Here is a 16259-nt window from a genome sequence, read left to right on the forward strand (position 1 = left end):
CCAATAAGTACAACTTTAGGCAGCTTGGTGTCGGAATTGGTTAATGGCCTTGTTCAAGGCCAAGAGTTCCGCATCGGATACCTGAGGTGCGGTCAGCAGAAAATTGATCCGACGCACCAAGGAATCCACATCGGCCCGGGCTACGCCCGATTTCTGCGCCAGCCGCTCACGCGTGGCCTCGTCGGTAAGGTCGAGGGCCGGCTCGTGGTAGCGTGTGCGCAGGTATTCCAGAAACAGACCTACTTTCTTTTCCGCGATAAGCGTATGGCTACCGCCTTGCCGGTACAGGCCGGCCACGGTGCGGGTAAACAGCAGAGTAGTATTGGGCAAGGGCTTCAGCACCGGAATAATCCGCTGGCGGCGCCGGGCCTCAAACAGGACGAAGAGCACCGCCGCTGCCATCGCCAGATACACGGCCGTGCGTAACGCCTCGTGCTCCAGTAGCACCCGTAGCAACGACTGCTCGCCGCGGCGACCCTGTTTCTGGTACTCATCCCACCAGATGGTGCGGCCGGTAGGGAGGTAAGAAAGCGCCGCGAAAGCAAAGTTGCTGGTTTGCGGTTGCAGCACAAAATAGTTGGAGAAAGCCAGCGGGACGGAGCAGATGTAGAAGTGTCCGCGGCCGTGGGGCACGCGTAGGAGTACCGTTCGGCCCTGCTCATCAGTAGCTACCTGAGTGGCCTTGGCCGCCAGCGCCCGGGTAGGCACCAGGCGGTTGGTGGCCGCCAGGGCAGGGAGGGCAAAGTGGTGGCTACCGGCCTGCCGGGCCAGGGCCGGGTTCACGAAACGCAGCCGCACGGAGTCAGCACCCAGGTTCGGCCGGGACAGATTCAGGCCGGCGCTGTCGTCAGCGGATGCCGACGGCTTTTTCTTCCACCGAACAGGTGCTATGTGCTCCTGGGTGCGAAAGCCCAGCGTATCGGCAAAAAAGGAATCGAAGTTGGAGGCTGCCACCATTACATCGTTGCCGCGCGCTACGTGGCGGAGCAGGGAGCGGCAATCCAGCGGGGTCAGCTCGAAGTTGTGGGTAATGAACAGGTAGGTAGCCGGCTGGTAGCCGCCCGCCGCCAACCCAGCGGCATAGTCTTCATCATCGGCATCGGCAGGCGGAGCAGGCGCGGGAGCTGCTGGGGCTTCGGCCGCGCGCGTTTTCTGAGTAGCTGCCCACTCTGCTGAATCGGCCAGGGCCGGCGGCGGGGTTTCATCAGCAGACGTTACAGTGGTTGTATCGGCCTCCTGGGCTACGTCCTCATCCACTCCCTCAATCTGGCTGTATACGGGCACCCGCACGGTGCGCACGGCGCTGCGCTCCACGCCTGCCAGCGCGGGCAACACGTCATACAGCACGTAGGTACCGTAGGGAATCTTATCGTCGTTCTCGAGGGTAGGAGTCCAGCTAACGGCTTTGGGGCGGTAGTATTCCACGGCCACATAAGCCCCGAACAAGGCCGCCAACCCCAATAGGTACCACCGAAAAGTTGTCATAGCGAATAAGAATTAGGCGGCGTGCCGGGTAGGGACAAGACGACGCTGAAAAGCCTGCCGGGTGGTGCGCACCCGCTCGTAATCCTCGGCCGTCAAATCATCCTGCTCGCCATACCACACGTACTCAAACTGGCGGGTAAGCTCCCGGAAGGCCTCGGGCAGCGGGCCGGTGGGTAGCTCATACAGGTAGTCGTGGTTGGTTTTGTCGGGCTGCCACCGGATCAGGCCTTTGTCGGAGAGTTGCCGCAGCACGCTCAGGTAGCCCAAGCGCACGGCCAGGCGGTAGTTGCGCTGCTGCTCGGCCTCCGTCAGCTGGGTTTCCAGGTCCAGCGCATGCAGGTCCTCCGTTTCAGTGTCGTAGTTGAGGGCGGCGCGGCGTGGGGCCCGCCCAAAAGCCCGGGTCAGATCTACCTGCATCAGCTTCAGGGCCGCAAAGCCCAGCGCCAGTACCAGAAAGACATACACCCCGTATTCCCAAGCCACCCGGCCCGAAGGAGTTTCGAGAGCCTCGGCCACCCAGCGCCAGAAGCGGGCCCAGAACAAGTCCCAGGCGCTCAGCTCGCTTTTTACTTCTACGTACTGAAAATCGCGCTGTTGGCGTAGCTCGCGCAAGCGGTCCGGCTGGGGGCGGCGCAGGCGTAGCGCGGCGGTGCGGTCAGGGGCCAGGCGAGGCACTGAATCGGCCGCTGCCGTGGGCCGCGAGGCCGCTGCTGCCGGTTGTGGGCTCCCGCCCGCCCCCAGCAGCCCCAGCACCAGCAGGCCCGCCGCCAGCCTGCCGCGCCCGGTCCGGGCTAACGGACCACAAAACAAAAGACGAATCAAGAGCACAGGCGAACAATAAGAGCTGCAGCAATTTACCGGCCGGTAATTACCAGTCACGGGTCTTGCTCGTAGCGGAAAATTAAGGCACAAGTAACCAGAAAAAGCTGAGCAGCCGGCTAATACTCCCCGTCATCATCAGGGCGGAAGGCTGCATTTTGGGCGGTGGGAGCGGGGGCAGACCCCAGCCTGTCAATCAGCTGCCGCAGTCCCAACCCCTCCTTCTTTTCTACCAGGTTGAAGTACTGAAAGGCCAGCGCCAGCTCCAGCGGAATGTAGAGCAGCGTTTGGCCAATGGAGGAAAGCACTCCGGCCGAAATCAAAACCGGGTCGGAGGTAAGGAAGGACCAGTGTAGCACCCGCCCGATCATAGCGGCGTACTGCGGAATCTGAAAGACGATGCCCAGTAGGGAAATCAGAATAAACACGACTAGAATCAGGCCCAGGGTAGCCCACCAGTGGCCCCCGGTCAGGTGAATGCTCCGGCGCATACTCTGGCCCAGGCCGGCTTCTTCGAAAACCAGCACGGGCCAGGCCAAGCTAAGTGCTACCCCCAGGTAAAAGCCGGGAATGGCCAGCAGAAAAAAGCCGAATATGACAATCAACGTCATGAGCAGGCTGAGTGCTAGCAGCCGGGGTGCCGCCTGCCGAATCTGCTGGCCCACGAGGGCCGGCGTAACCACCTGATTTTCGGGCAGCTCCATGCGAGTTCGTACGTAGCCATACAGCGTAGCCCCCAGCAGCGCGTGCGTAATAAGCTGGGCCAGTAAAGACAGCCAGAGGCTTCCCGAGGAGGAAATGCTGTTGCCGTAGCGTATATCCTCAGTGAGGTTGCCCCAGTTGGTCTGGGTCTGCAAGATGCCAACCGCCAGGCCCGTCAGCAGCGTAGCGGGTAGCACGTAATACGCTAAGCACTTACCCAGCGCCCGCCAATGCGCCCCCAGAAATTCAAATGTGGCGCTGATTTTCTGACCAAAGTCCCGCTCCTGCCGGAAGTCGGATGCTTGGGTAAACTTCTGTTGCATACAAAGTAAGTAAGACGCCTTCCGCAGAAAAACCGCGTGGGCTAGCTAGGGCGAGAGCGGGCCGCCAAGCGGCGCGGGTACAGAATAAAGTACCAGATGATGAAGGCCGCCGAAGAGCCGATAATCAACAGGCTCAGCACCAGCGGCATTTCAGTGTGGCGCGTTACGAAGCCCTCCAGAAACCCGGCGGTAACAAAGATGGGAACCAGCCCGACGGCCAGCTTCAACCCATCGCGGGCGGCCTGCCGAAACGACTCGGTGCGGGAGTAAGTACCCGGAAACAACATGCCCCGCGCCATTACCAGGCCGGCCCCGCCCGCCAGTACGATAGCCGATATTTCCAGGGTGCCATGAATCCAGATGGTGAGGACAGAAGGCAGCAGCAGGTTTTTCTGGTAGAAGAAGTATTGAAACGAGCCCAGCATCACCCCGTTGCGGAACAACGCCCAGACGGTGCCCAGCCCCAGCGTAGCCCCCAGGGCATACGCCACCAACGACACGTAGATGTTGTTGAGGGTGATAAACAGAAACATGGGGGTTTCGCTGCTGCTCTTGTACACGGCCATCGGGTCGCCGCGCTCAATGTTTTCCAGCGTGCGGTTTACGTAGGCGTCGCCGAGCACTACCCGCACGAAGCTGTCATCGTAGGCCGCCGACAGGGCCCCGATGGCCGTGAACAGCGTGAATAGCACCAGCGACCAGGCCAGGGTGCGGTGGTGCCGGGCAACCAGCAAGGGCAGCTCGCGGCGCCAGAAGTCAGCAAAGCGGCCCGTCGATTCGTGCTTGTTCTTGTACAGGGCCTGGTGCTGGCGGGCGGTCAGGTCGTTGAGGTAGTGGGTGGTTGGGGAACCGGGGTAAAAGGTCTGGGCGTAGGCCAGATCATCGGTGAGGGCCACAAAGCGGGCAGCCAGCTCTTCGGGGCCGGTAGCGCGCTGCTCGTACTGCTTCCAGCGTGCTTCGTTCTGACGGAGGAATACGGCTTCGCGCATGGGGATAAAAGGCCGGAGCGGCGCGGATAGAAATCTTAAAAGCAGGGGCTGAACTTGCCGGGACAGCGTGTAATTTGCGCTGGCGCCCTGGCTTGCGAAGATTAACAAATTTTCGGTGCCATTGCGTATTCTTCGGCCTACTTATTTCCGCTACCCCCTTTCTCCTGCCATGAGCACTATCCGCGTCCAGACCACGCAAAACGTCACGCTCGAGTACGAGGTTGCCAGCGCGGGCAACCGGGTAGTGGCGGCTATTCTCGATAATGTCATTCTGATTGCCTGGGTAGGCGCCGTTCTGTTGCTTCTGGGGTGGCTGGGGGCCGATGATACCCCCATGGTGATTGGCCTGGTCGTGCTGGCCGGTCTGCCATATATTTTCTACCACTTGCTCTGCGAAGTGTTTCTCAATGGGCAGAGTCCGGGCAAAAAGGCGTGCAACATCAAGGTTATCCGCCTGGATGGCACCCCGCCGCGCTTCGGCGACTACCTGATCCGCTGGATTCTGCGCATTGTGGACACTGGGATTATGAGCGGCCTGATTGCCTTGGTGGTGATACTGGCCAACGGCAAAGGGCAGCGCCTGGGCGATATGGCCGCCGGTACGGCCGTAGTAAGCACCAAGCCCCGGCAGGCAGCGGGCGCACTGGCGCCTACCCTCACGGACGCCGGCTACGTGGTGGTTTTTCCCGAAGCCAGCCGCCTGGCCGACCACGATGTGGCCACCATTCGGCAGCTGCTGCAAAAGGGAATAGCCAACGGCAATTTCGTGCTGCTCCATGAGTTGGCAGTCAAAGTAAAAACCCTCACCGGCATCCAGACCGATTTGCCCGATGAGGCCTTTCTGCGCACCGTGCTGCGCGACCATGCGCACCTCGCCGCGCAGGAAAGCCCCTACGCATAAGCTGGCCACCTGTCTGTTAGATACCAAACGCCCCGACCACCTTCGTGGCCGGGGCGTTTGGTATGCCCGCGGAAAAGTTGTGCTAACACATCAACCGCGCACAACCATCGTATCGGAGCGTGAGTCGTGCCAGCCGTAGGCGTTGCCAAGAAAGGATAGCGCATCGAAGGGAATGAAGCGCCAGAGGCTGCGCTTGAGGATAGTACCGAAGGAAGGATGGGTGCCTTCGTCGGTAACCACGCGGGTACGGGTGAGCATCTTGCCTAGGGTGCGCCCAAACAGGCCCTCCATCACGGTGTAGTACGCCAGCGAAAAAAGTATAAATAACAGTTGGCCCATCAGTCCATCGGTCATTTTCTCCAGTAACTCGTTCTGGCCGGCTAAGCCCATCACAATTCCCAGCACGAAAAACATACTGAAAATGGCCAGGTAGTCAATCAGCAGATTCACCAAGCGGCGGCCTTGCCCGGCCCGGATCAGCGTAGGCTGGGTTTCGTAAGCAGCATCGAGGGTAGCAGTTTCCATCAATAGAATAAAAAAGTAAACGCTGCCGGCCCCGTGCCAGCGGCGTACTAAAGATGGACTATTTCTATGGCACTTGCACTACTCGGCCGGCTGCGCTACCCATAAAAAAAGCCGGCCCGGAGTATTCCGGGCCGGCTGTGCCTGAGCTGGGTATCAGCTTCTGAGTTATTGCACTACAATTCGCTGCGTACCCGCTGATTCGCCATCAACCGTCAGGCGCAGGAAGTAGATGCCCGCGCGGCGGTTAGCAGGTTGCCAGTTGAGCGTGTGGGCGCCCGCTGCCAACGTACCAGCCGTCTGGCGTTCCACGGTGCGGCCCAGGGCGTCGGTCAGGATCAGCTCGGCCTGGCCGGTGCGGGGCAGGCGGAAGCTAAGCTGCGAGTTGGCCGTAACGGGGTTGGGGTAGAGCACGAAGCCGGTGGCTACCTCCTGCCGACGGATGCCGGTGGTTACGCCCGCGGCGCCCGCAATGGCAATGTCGCGGACGGTAATGCCGTTGCCAATCATCATGCGGGCCGTGGCGGCACCGGTGGTCAGGTTCAGGGAGTAGAGGCTGGAGTTGAGCGAGCTGCCCGAGGTAGCCACCAGGTAGGCCGTATTGGTATTTTCAGCCGTGCTAAAAATGTCCATGTCGAGGTTGGCCCCGGGCGTTACCGTAACCGTGGAGGCGCCAATGGTCGTCAGCGTGCCCGCGTTGGCATCCTGGCGCACCAATACGTTCAGGGCCTCATCGTAGCCGAAGAGGGCCGTGGTGCGGGGCGCCGCCGTGGTGCCGGCCGGGCCGGGGTAGCTATTGGTGTAAGCCACCGAGCCAATGGCCGGGGTAGCGCTGGCGTTGGCGTCGCCGGTGGCGTAGGTAATCGTGCCATCTACTATGGGAGCCGCCGACAGGTCGTTGGGGTTAATCCGGAAGTTGGCCCGGTTTACACCCTCAATCCGGATGCGGTCCGCACTGGGGTTGAAGTCGAAGGCCACGCTGCCTGAACCCAGCGGCAAAGCCAGCGTTCCGCCCAGGGCCGTGGCCGCCCCCGTGTTGGCGTTGATAGTATAAAGCTGGCCGGTTTGGGCCGCGGCATCGTAGCCCAGGGCGTATAGCGCATTGTTGAGCGGGCGCACGTCCATGCCTACAATCGTCTGCGTTGTTGCTACCCCCGTGATACCCACCGAAGTCCGAATGGTGCCGGGGGTGGCGGTATCAAACGTAAGCAGGTTGGTGCCCGCCAGCGCGTAGGCCAACTGGCCCGTTACGGCCGGCAGGGTAGCCGGGCGGTTGATCTGAAAAGCTAAGTCCGTCACGGCCGTCAGACCGCCCGCGCCAAGGGTACCCACCGACGTAGCGGCGCCCGTGGTCAGGTTCACCGTATACAAAGTGGTAGAGGCGGCCGTGGGGCCGCTTACGGTGGCTACCGTCAGGTAAGCCGTGTTGGTATTGGTAGTAGGATTAAAGTAGATATCGAGGTCTGATACCTGATTGGCCCCACTGATAGTCACGCCCAGCCCCGCAGTACCAACCGTGTTGAGCGTGCCATCATTCGGCGGCAGCTGAGTTACGAGGCGACTGTTGGCCTCATCCAGGTTGTAGAGGGTAGTACCCGTAGCCCCAATGTAGCTGTTGGTATAAGCCGAAGAGCCTACCCCAGGAGTTTGGGCCGCATTGGCGTCGCCGGTGGCGTAGGTGAGCTGCCCGTCCGTAGCGGCCAAAGCCCCGTTGTTGGGGTTCAGGCGGTAGTTGGTGCGGTTGCCGGCCGTAACCCGGATGCGGTCCACCGTCGGGTTGAAGTCGAAGCCGATGCGGGTAAGGTCCGTGCCCAGGTTCAGGGTCAGGGCAGCGCCTACGGTCGTTACTACCCCGGTGGTGCGGTTGATGGTGTACAGCTGTGCCTGCGTACCGGTAGGGGTATAGCCTAGCGCGAACAACTCGCCTGTGTTAGGCCGGAAGTCAATTCCCACAATGGTTTGGCCGGCGGTAAAGCCGGTAATCGGCACCGTGGCCGTAAACGTACCCGGCGTAGCCACGTCAAACGACACCAGGTTAACTACTGCGGGATTGAGGGTGGCGGATAAGCCGTACACCGTTTGGGCTTGCGCGGAGCCGATGGTAGCGGCCAGGGCCAAAGCGCCCATCAGGAAGCCGCCCCGACGGGCTGCCTTCCGGCGAGTAGAATGTGTGAACATGGAATACGTAGAGTTAGTGAATGATGGACAGATTAAGGTGGTTGGCCTATATAGGCTGTGGTAGATACGAGATAGGGCGCGAGTTGGCTTTTACTTCGGTGGTAATTAATGTACTTTTAATGCTATTCAGCTAAAACGGCTAGTTTAGAAGCTCAAGGCCAAAAAACTATACTTCAGTACAGCGCAAAAACGGCCTGCCGAGCACGCTCGACAGGCCGTTGAAAGTACAGCAAGGGGGGGTAGGGTTACCCCGCGGCTACCGCTTTGCGGCGGCTGGCACTTTTCTGCACCCGCTCCTCGCCCTGGGCCAGCAGCTCGTCGTCCCGCTCGGTTTTCTTCCAGCTCAGCGAGTACAGGTCCTTGCGCCGGTCGCGGAGGTTGCGCACGGCCCCGCTGGTGTTCAGGTCCTTGAGCAGGTCCAGGTCGAGATCGGCAATCAGGGTCATCTCCGTGTTGGGGGTAGCCTCAGCCACGATGGCGTCGTGGGGGAAGGCAAAGTCCGAGGGGCTGAACACGGCACTCTGCGAGTACTGAATGTCCATGTTCTCGACACGGGGCAGGTTGCCCACCGAGCCGGTAATGGCCACGTAGCACTCATTTTCGATGGCCCGGGCCTGGGCGCAGAGGCGCACGCGCTGGTAGGCGTTCTTGGTGTCGGTCCAGAAGGGTACGAACAGAATCTTCATGCCCTCATCCGACAGCATGCGGGAGAGCTCCGGGAACTCCACGTCGTAGCAGATCAGGATGCCGATTTTACCGAAGTCCGTATCGAAACAGCGGAGTTTGTCGCCGCCGCGCATGCCCCAGTAGCTAGCCTCGTCGGGCGTAACGTGCAGCTTGTACTGCTCGTCCACGGTCCCGTCGCGGCGGCAGAGGTAGCTCACGTTGTAGAGCTTGCCATCATCGTAGAGCGGCATGGAGCCCGCAATAACATTGATGTTGTAGCTCACGGCCAGCTCCATCATCTTGGTTTTGATGGGCTCGGTGTAAGCCGCCATGGAGCGTATGGCCACCGAGGGCGACTCCTCGTTGGTAAGCGCCATCATGGGCGCGTTGAAGAACTCCGGGAACAGCACACAGTCGGCCTTGTAGCCCGACACGGTGTCCACGAAAAACTCCATTTGCTGGAAGAAGTCGTCGAGGTTTTTGGTGGCTCGCATCTGCCACTGCACAATGCCAATGCGTACGTTCGATTTCTGGTTGCCGATGAGCTTGCCCGCGTCTTCATCGTAGTACACATTGATCCACTCCAGCAGGGTAGCGTAGGCCTTCGACTCGGAGTCGTAGGGCAGGTAGCCGCGGATGATCTTGCGGACGTGAAACTCGTTGGCGAGCTGGAAGGTGAGAATGGGGTCGGTAATTTCCTTGGCCCGCACCATTTCCACGTACTTGGCCGGCGTCATCTCGTTGGCGTATTGGTTGTAGCCCGGAATGCGGCCACCGGCTACCATGGCCCGCAGGTTCAGGTTTTCGCACAACTCTTTGCGGGCGTCGTAGAGGCGGCGGCCCAGGCGCAGGGAGCGGTACTCGGGGTCCACGAAGACATCTACGCCGTAGAGCGTGTCGCCGTCGGGGTTGTGGGTGTTGAACTTGCCGTGGCCGGTGATTTTGGCGTAGGTGTGCCGGTCGCCGAAGTCGGAGTACTGCACGATGATGGCTAGGGCCGCGGCCACTATCTGCCCGTTGTCCTCGATGCAGATCTGGCCCTCGGGAAATTTTTTCAACAGGGCGTTGTACTCCTCGTGGGACCAGGAGCCCTCCATGTTGGAGTACACCTTATCCATGATTTCCTTCACAGCCTTGAAGTCGTTGCGGCGCAGGGTGCGCAATACCAGCTTGTGAGCCGGAATGGCCGTGGGGGTCAGCAGCTCCGGGTTCTGGGGCATGCCGGGTAAGGTTTGTTTTTTAGCGTGGCTGCCACCAGCCTTGCCGTTAGAACTCGTTGCCATATAGCTGTCAGAGGAAATTGTCGGGAGAAATGCAGCCGCAAAGGTACCGCCCGTAGCGGTTTGCTGCTTGGTCTTACGGCTGCGTAACAACTTCGGCGGCGAAAAGATCAAGCGTAAGCTAGGAAATATACTAGCTTCGAGCTGCCGTTGGCCCAGCTGAGGCCGTCCCTGCCATGCCTGATATCACTGCGCTACCTGCCCCCGTGGGCTTGCTGAGCTTCGCCGCTCTCTATGCCGGAATCTGCTGGCTGGTGGCGCTAAGCGGCTGGCAGCAGCTCGCGCGGCACTTTCGGGCCAGCACTACCCCCCCGGACAACGCGGTAATCTTCCGGATGCAGACGGCCTCTCTGCGGCAAACGGATGGCGGCGGCTCCGGGGCAGATTACCGCGGCGTGCTGACGCTTTGCTGCAGTCCGGCCGGCCTAGGGCTTTCTGTTCTTTTTCCTTGCCGCGTTGGGCATCCACCACTGCTTATTCCGTGGGCGGCGGTGGGCCCGGTTCAGCAGAAAAAAAGCTGGTTAGGAAGTGCTTATTCCACGTTTGAAGTTGGCTTGCCCGGTGAAGCAGGTGGGGTAGAAATCAGACTGATGAGCCAAGCGCCAGCAGAGCACATTGAGGCTACCAGCAGTTGCACCAGCTGGGGCGCTGATGCTTGCTGGGACAACACATTGCAGGCCTACGGTAGCCTTTTTAGTGGTACGCCCCCCACAGGTTGCCCGGCAGTAGCATCGCCGCACCGCAACGGGGTAGCCCGTTCGGCTGCCGCATTCCTGCGTACCTTGCCGTATGCTACCGCCCGAAGAACGACGTCTGCAAACGCTGGAGCGCATCTTGCGTGCCCCGGAGGCGTTTCCGCCCACGGCCTGGCTGTGCGCCCCGCCCAATGCCACGCGCTGGGAACCCGAAACCACCGCCGCCGTGCTGCTGACGGCGGTAGCCGGCCAACCCGTGCCCGCACCGCCGGGCCTGGTGCGTACCATGTTCATGGATGAGGTGCAGCTGCTGATGGAGCGGCTGCTGCGTCAAGTGCCAGGGGCTACCCCCTCCCTGCGCGTAAGCATCCTGAGCCGCTACAAAGACCACCACGAGTTTCCGGCCCTCACCGGCCAGCCCGAAACCCTGGCCTTCTACCTCGCCGATGCCGTGAAAGCCGGTGGGCTATCAGCGCCAGAGGCTCTGGCTCACTTTCAGCGCTACTTCTCCCACTTCACCCTCGAAGCCGCCAAGCACATTATGGCCAAGGCGTTTTTGGGAAGTAGGTGATGAGGTGAATAGTGACAGGTAATGAGGTGTCATGGCGAGGCGCCAGCCGAAGCCATCTGTCCTGACCAACGCCCTACCCCTTTATGATGTGACAAGCCCTTGACGACTGTGCGAGCGTCAAGGGCTTGTCACATTAGGAGGTCTGTCACACGCAGAGGAAGGATGGCTTCGGCTGGCGCCTCGCCATGACACCTCATTACCTGTCACTATTCACCTCATCACCCACTTCCTCTACACGCCCGTCATTTCCGGCACTTCGTCCGGAATTACCAGCTTACCGGCGGTGGCGGCTTTAATTTGCTCCACCGTGACGCCGGGGGCCCGCTCGCGCAGCACGAAGCCGTCGGGCGTTACGTCGAGCACGGCCAATTCGGTCACGATTTTCTTGACGCAGCGCAGGCCCGTGATGGGCAGGGTGCAGGAGGGGAGCAGCTTACTGGAGCCATCTTTTGCCACGTGCTGCATGGCCACGATGATGTTTTTGGCGGAGGCCACCAGGTCCATGGCGCCGCCCATGCCCTTCACCATTTTGCCGGGAATCTTCCAGTTGGCAATGTCGCCGGTTTCCGATACTTCCATGGCGCCCAGAATGGTCAGGTCCACGTGTTCCCCGCGTATCATGGCAAAGGAATCGGCGGAGGAGAAGAGGCTGGAGCCGGGTAGGGTGGTTACCGTTTGCTTGCCCGCGTTGATGAGGTCGGGGTCCACTTCGGCGTCGGTCGGGAAGGGGCCCATGCCCAGCAGGCCGTTTTCCGACTGCAGCTCTACATTAATGCCCTCCGGAATGTAATTCGCTACCAGCGTCGGGATGCCAATGCCGAGGTTCACGTAGGAGTTGTTTTCTACTTCTTGCGCGATGCGCCGGGCAATGCCGTGTTTATCTAACATGGAGTAATGAGGTAAATGGTGATGAAGTGATGAGGTTGAAAAGGACGTTGTGGAAAGGCTGATGGTCGGTATTAGTGCCACCTCACCTTTCCCATCATCACCTCATTACCCCTGCCGGACCGTACGCTGCTCGATGCGCTTCTCGTAGTGCTGGCCCTGGTAAATGCGCTGCACAAAAATGCCGGGCGTATGAATCTGGTTGGGGTCCAACTCGCCGGCGGGCACCAGCTCTTCTACCTCGGCCACCGTGATTTTGCCGGCCGTGGCCATCATGGGGTTGAAGTTGCGGGCGGTGCCTTTATAAATGAGGTTGCCGGCCGTGTCGCCCTTCCAGGCTTTCACGAAGGCGAAGTCGGCGTGCAGGGCCGTTTCCAGCAGGTACATCTTGCCGTTGAACTCGCGGGCTTCCTTGCCTTCGCCTACCTCCGTGCCGTAGCCGGCTGGGGTGTAGAAGGCCGGGATGCCCGCGCCGCCGGCCCGGCACCGCTCGGCCAGCGTGCCCTGCGGAATCAATTCTACCTCAAGTTCTCCGCTCAGCAGCTGGCGCTCAAACTCGGCGTTTTCGCCCACGTAGCTGGAAATCATCTTGCGCACCTGCTTGGTCTGGAGCAGGCGGCCAATGCCAAAATCATCGACGCCGGCATTGTTGCTGATGCAGGTGAGGCCGCGCACGCCCAGGCGCAGAATTTCCTGGATGGAGTTTTCGGGGATGCCGCACAGGCCGAAGCCGCCCAGCATTAGGGTCATGCCGTCGCGGAGGCCGTGCAAGGCCTCGGCCGGACCGGCCACTACTTTGTTGATCATGAGAAAATGGGTGGTTTGGGGAGCGGCAAGGTAGTAGGTTCTGGCAGCATGTACCAACAGGGCCAAAACAACGTACCGCCAGCAGCCCTGTGTTGTGAGCTACTGGCGGTACTTAGCAAGGAAATACTGGTTGTATCAGGCGGGCTTACAGCGCCGCCCGCGCCGCTTCGGCGTCCTGGGCCAGCTGGGCTTTCAGGGCATCGAGGCCGTTGAATTTCTGCTCGTCGCGGAGTCGAGCCACGAACTCCACCCGCAAATCCTGGTCGTACAGGTCGCCCTCAAAGCCGAGCAGGTGGGCTTCCACGGTCTGGTCGAGGCCGCCGGCCACGGTGGGGCGCACCCCAATGTTGAGCATGGCCGGGTAGGTAGTGCCCTCAGCGGTAGTAGCGCGCACAGCGTACACGCCCCGGGCCGGAATCAGCTTCAGGGGCTCGGGGCAGGCAATATTGGCCGTGGGCCAGCCGATGGTGCGGCCCAGCTGCCGGCCTTTCACGACCATGCCCGTGAGGGGGTAGGCGTAGCCCAGGTAGCGGTTGGCCGTTTGCACGTCGCCGGCCTCCAGGGCCCGCCGGATGCGGGTGCTGCTCACGCCCACCGCGTCCACGTCTTCGCGCGGAATTTCTTCCACGCTCATGCCGTAGCGGTCGGCGTGCTGGCTGAGGTAGTCGAAGCCACCCTCCCGGTTTTTCCCGAACCGGTGGTCGTAGCCGATAACCAGGGTACGAGTGCCCACCGTGCGCAGCAGAATGTTCTGAATGTATTCCTCCGACGTCCAGGCCGCAAACTCCCGGGTAAACAGGATGGTCAGTAGGTAATCAACCCCCATTTCGGCCAGCTTGGCGGTGCGCTCCTCCAGGGTGTTGAGCAGGTACAGGTCCCGGGGCTCGGGGTGGGTAGGCGGGGGCGCCAGCACCAGGCGCGGATGGGGCCAGTAGGTAATGACCACCGTGGGGCCGCCGGTGTGCCGCCCCACTTCGCGCAGGCGCCGCAAAATCTGCTGGTGCCCCACATGAACCCCATCGAAAGTGCCGCTGGTAACCACGGCATTGCCAAGGTGCGGAAACTGCGTGGGGTCCTGAATGATGTGCATCAGCGGGGAGAAGGTAAGAAGTGAAACGTGAGCCGGACTGCGCTAGAGTGTACTGCCCGGAGCCTGCTGAGGTTCTTCGCCCGAAGGGGGGGTAGGCGTAGCGTGGGTGGCGATGAAGTAGTCGAGGCCGGCGCGGCGCTCGGGCTGGCGCTGCCGCCGCGGGCGCTCCGGCCGCTCGGCTTCCCCGGCCGGGCGCGGCGGGCGCAGGGCCTGAATGGCGTCCATGGTCAGGGCATCGGCGAGGCTATACTGCCCGATGCGGGTGCGCACCAGCTTGGTCAGGTGGGCGCCTACCCCCAGTGCCGCCCCAAAGTCGCGGGCGAGGCTGCGGATGTAGGTGCCCTTGGAGCACGTCACCCGGAAATCAACCTCCGGCAGGGCAATGCGGGTCAGCTCAAACTCCCGGATGGTAATCTGCTTGCTCTTGATTTCGGCCTCACCGCCGCGGCGCGCTACCTCATAAGCCCGTTCGCCGTTCACCTTCACCGCCGAAAATAGAGGCGGCGTTTGCTCAATCAGGCCGATGAAAGGCAGCAGGGCGGCGCGGAGCTGCTCTTCCGTCAGGTGCTCGTAGGGCAGCTCCTGGTCCACGGGGGTTTCCAGGTCGAAGCTGGGGGTCGTCTGGCCGAGGCGGAAGGTGCCGGTGTACTCTTTCTCCTGAGCCTGAATTTGGTCGATTTCCTTGGTTTTCTTGCCCGTGCACAAAATCAGCAGGCCCGTAGCCAGGGGGTCGAGGGTGCCCGCGTGCCCGATTTTCTTGATGCGCAGCGTGTTCTTCACCTTACGCACCACGTCAAACGACGACCAGGTTAAGGGTTTATCAACCAGCAGCACTTCGCCGGCTTCAAAGTCAAAGGCGGGTAGTGCTGTGGGTGCGGCTTCGGAAGGCAGCGGGGCGGAAGAGTGTTCGGGGTGTTCCATAAGCAAGAGGGGGTAGGGGCCAGGCCCGAATACCCATCAACAACCGGAAAGCAGGTAGAAGAGCTGCTTTCGACAACTAAAAAGCGGCAATTAGATAATCTGGAGCGGAATGCCCAGGGCCAGCATCACCAGAATAACGGCGCCCACCACAATGCGGTAGAGGCCAAAGGCCCGGAATCCAAAGCGCGACACAAAATCAACAAACGACTTTACGGCCAGCAGGCCCACAATGAAAGCCACTACGTTGCCAAACAGCAGCAGCTTAACGTCTTCGGCGCCCGGCGCACTCACCTTGAAGGTTTTGTAGAGCTGGTAGGCCGTGATGACGAACATGGTGGGCACGGCCAGCAGGAAGGAGAAGTCGGCGGCCGAACGGCGGTCGAAGCCCTGGGCCAGGCCCCCCACAATAGTGGCGGCGGAACGCGACACGCCCGGAATCAGGGCAATGCACTGAAACAAGCCAATCCGGATGGCCTGTTTGAAATTAGGCGTCGTTACCTGCTTCCGCTCCCCGGTAAACAGCCGGTCCACGAACAGCAGCACGATGCCCCCGATTACCAGCGCCCAGGCCACTACCGACACATCCTTCAGCAGGGCCTCAATAACGTCCTTCAGCAGAAAACCCAGCATACCGAACGGAATAAAGGCCGCTGCCAGCTTCAGATAAAAGTCGAAGCTCTGCAAAAAGCGCCGCCAGTACAGCACCACCACCGACAGAATGGCGCCGAATTGGATGGAGGTAATGAAGGTATCGGTGAAGGGCAACTGCCCGATGCCGAGCAGGTTGGCCACGATAATCATGTGCCCCGTGCTGGAAACGGGCAAAAACTCGGTCAGACCTTCAACAATAGCCAGCAGCAGCGCGTGCCAGTAGGACATAGCAAGGAAGTTAGGGTCTTATGGCCTGGGTGGGGGTAGGTGCCGGCTACACATCCGGCGCACACAGCGGTGCGCGGAAGCAACGGCCAAGGTGCTACCCCCACTCAGGCCATAAGACCCAAAAAATTAACGCTTGTAAGTAGGAGCCTGCGGGGTAGCTACCGGCGGAGCAACCGGGGCGGCGGGGGTAGGCTGGGAGGGCACCGTGCTGGTTGTGGTGGTATCACGGGCAACGGGCGCGGAGGTGCCGGGGCGCGTCATGATGGCCCAGAACTCAATCAGGAAGCCAATGGCCAGCAGAATGGGCCCGAGGGTAATACCCAGAAAACCCTCCCCGTAATCTTCCGAGTCCAGGGTCATCGTGATAAAGCCCGCAGCCAGCACCGCCAGCCCAATAAACATCAGCCGGTAATTGCGCGGCCCGAAAGCAAAGCGAGGAGTTGTATTCGGTTCCATGGGGGCAAAGGTAGGGGATAGGGAATGGTGAAGTTGCGAAGTGGTGAAATTGGTGGATGGTGAGTTTGTCATGGCGAGCGGCGCGAAGCA

The 16259-nt window shown here is 60.9% G+C and carries 15 protein-coding genes; 2 read left to right on the forward strand and 13 right to left on the reverse strand.

The genetic code is table 11. The annotated features are described in order from the left end of the window. Nucleotides 1-15: 15 nt before the first annotated feature. From GGU46_RS05015 to GGU46_RS05030, 4 genes are all read right to left on the reverse strand, one after another. Nucleotides 16-1485 (reverse strand): DUF4350 domain-containing protein, encoded by a 1470-nt coding sequence (locus GGU46_RS05015; protein WP_183402425.1) that lies wholly within the window; start codon nucleotides 1483-1485, stop codon nucleotides 16-18. Nucleotides 1486-1497: 12 nt separating this feature from the next. Further along, nucleotides 1498-2307: a DUF4129 domain-containing protein gene (locus tag GGU46_RS05020; protein ID WP_183402426.1), complete on the reverse strand. Its 810-nt coding sequence runs from the start codon at nucleotides 2305-2307 to the stop codon at nucleotides 1498-1500. A 116-nt stretch (nucleotides 2308-2423) separates the two neighbouring features. Beyond that, entirely contained in the window at nucleotides 2424-3329 is a 906-nt protein-coding gene (locus GGU46_RS05025; RefSeq protein ID WP_183402427.1) for a YciC family protein, read from the reverse strand. A gap of 41 nt (nucleotides 3330-3370) precedes the next feature. After that, entirely contained in the window at nucleotides 3371-4318 is a 948-nt protein-coding gene (locus tag GGU46_RS05030; protein WP_183402428.1) for a stage II sporulation protein M, read from the reverse strand. Between the two features lie 169 nt (nucleotides 4319-4487). Here GGU46_RS05030 and GGU46_RS05035 point away from each other — a divergent pair, with 169 nt between their 5' ends. Next, a complete protein-coding gene (locus GGU46_RS05035; RefSeq protein ID WP_183402429.1) occupies nucleotides 4488-5219 on the forward strand; it encodes an RDD family protein in 732 nt (243 codons plus the stop codon). 90 nt (nucleotides 5220-5309) lie between these two features. Here GGU46_RS05035 and GGU46_RS05040 read toward each other — a convergent pair whose 3' ends face one another. From GGU46_RS05040 to GGU46_RS05050, 3 genes are all read right to left on the reverse strand, one after another. Beyond that, entirely contained in the window at nucleotides 5310-5744 is a 435-nt protein-coding gene (locus tag GGU46_RS05040; protein WP_183402430.1) for an RDD family protein, read from the reverse strand. A 165-nt stretch (nucleotides 5745-5909) separates the two neighbouring features. Beyond that, nucleotides 5910-7919 (reverse strand): DUF4394 domain-containing protein, encoded by a 2010-nt coding sequence (locus GGU46_RS05045; RefSeq protein WP_183402431.1) that lies wholly within the window; start codon nucleotides 7917-7919, stop codon nucleotides 5910-5912. 245 nt (nucleotides 7920-8164) lie between these two features. Continuing rightward, nucleotides 8165-9805 carry a bifunctional GNAT family N-acetyltransferase/carbon-nitrogen hydrolase family protein gene (locus GGU46_RS05050; protein WP_246398725.1) on the reverse strand — a complete coding sequence of 547 codons (1641 nt, stop codon included), beginning with the start codon at nucleotides 9803-9805 and terminating at the stop codon, nucleotides 8165-8167. An 849-nt stretch (nucleotides 9806-10654) separates the two neighbouring features. Here GGU46_RS05050 and GGU46_RS05055 point away from each other — a divergent pair. Beyond that, nucleotides 10655-11131 (forward strand): hypothetical protein, encoded by a 477-nt coding sequence (locus GGU46_RS05055; RefSeq protein ID WP_183402433.1) that lies wholly within the window; start codon nucleotides 10655-10657, stop codon nucleotides 11129-11131. Between the two features lie 231 nt (nucleotides 11132-11362). On the opposite strand, the gene GGU46_RS05060 is transcribed toward GGU46_RS05055, so the two are convergent. The 6 genes from GGU46_RS05060 to GGU46_RS05085 form a co-directional block, all read right to left on the reverse strand. Next, nucleotides 11363-12019 carry a CoA transferase subunit B gene (locus GGU46_RS05060; RefSeq protein ID WP_183402434.1) on the reverse strand — a complete coding sequence of 219 codons (657 nt, stop codon included), beginning with the start codon at nucleotides 12017-12019 and terminating at the stop codon, nucleotides 11363-11365. A gap of 105 nt (nucleotides 12020-12124) precedes the next feature. Next, on the reverse strand, nucleotides 12125-12823 hold the full coding sequence (locus tag GGU46_RS05065; RefSeq protein ID WP_183402435.1) for a CoA transferase subunit A: 699 nt from the start codon (nucleotides 12821-12823) through the stop codon (nucleotides 12125-12127). A gap of 145 nt (nucleotides 12824-12968) precedes the next feature. Beyond that, a complete protein-coding gene (locus GGU46_RS05070; protein ID WP_183402436.1) occupies nucleotides 12969-13913 on the reverse strand; it encodes a bifunctional riboflavin kinase/FAD synthetase in 945 nt (314 codons plus the stop codon). A 42-nt stretch (nucleotides 13914-13955) separates the two neighbouring features. Further along, nucleotides 13956-14834: a tRNA pseudouridine(55) synthase TruB gene (gene truB / locus GGU46_RS05075; protein WP_183402437.1), complete on the reverse strand. Its 879-nt coding sequence runs from the start codon at nucleotides 14832-14834 to the stop codon at nucleotides 13956-13958. Between the two features lie 90 nt (nucleotides 14835-14924). Then, complete coding sequence (locus GGU46_RS05080; protein ID WP_183402438.1) at nucleotides 14925-15713, reverse strand: undecaprenyl-diphosphate phosphatase; 789 nt, start codon at nucleotides 15711-15713, stop codon at nucleotides 14925-14927. A gap of 126 nt (nucleotides 15714-15839) precedes the next feature. Further along, the gene (locus GGU46_RS05085; RefSeq protein ID WP_183402439.1) at nucleotides 15840-16169 is read right to left on the reverse strand and encodes a DUF3098 domain-containing protein; all 330 of its coding nucleotides are present in this window, start codon (nucleotides 16167-16169) and stop codon (nucleotides 15840-15842) included. Nucleotides 16170-16259: the final 90 nt, after the last annotated feature.

The sequence above is a fragment of the Hymenobacter latericoloratus genome (assembly GCF_014199535.1).
Taxonomy (GTDB): domain Bacteria; phylum Bacteroidota; class Bacteroidia; order Cytophagales; family Hymenobacteraceae; genus Hymenobacter; species Hymenobacter latericoloratus.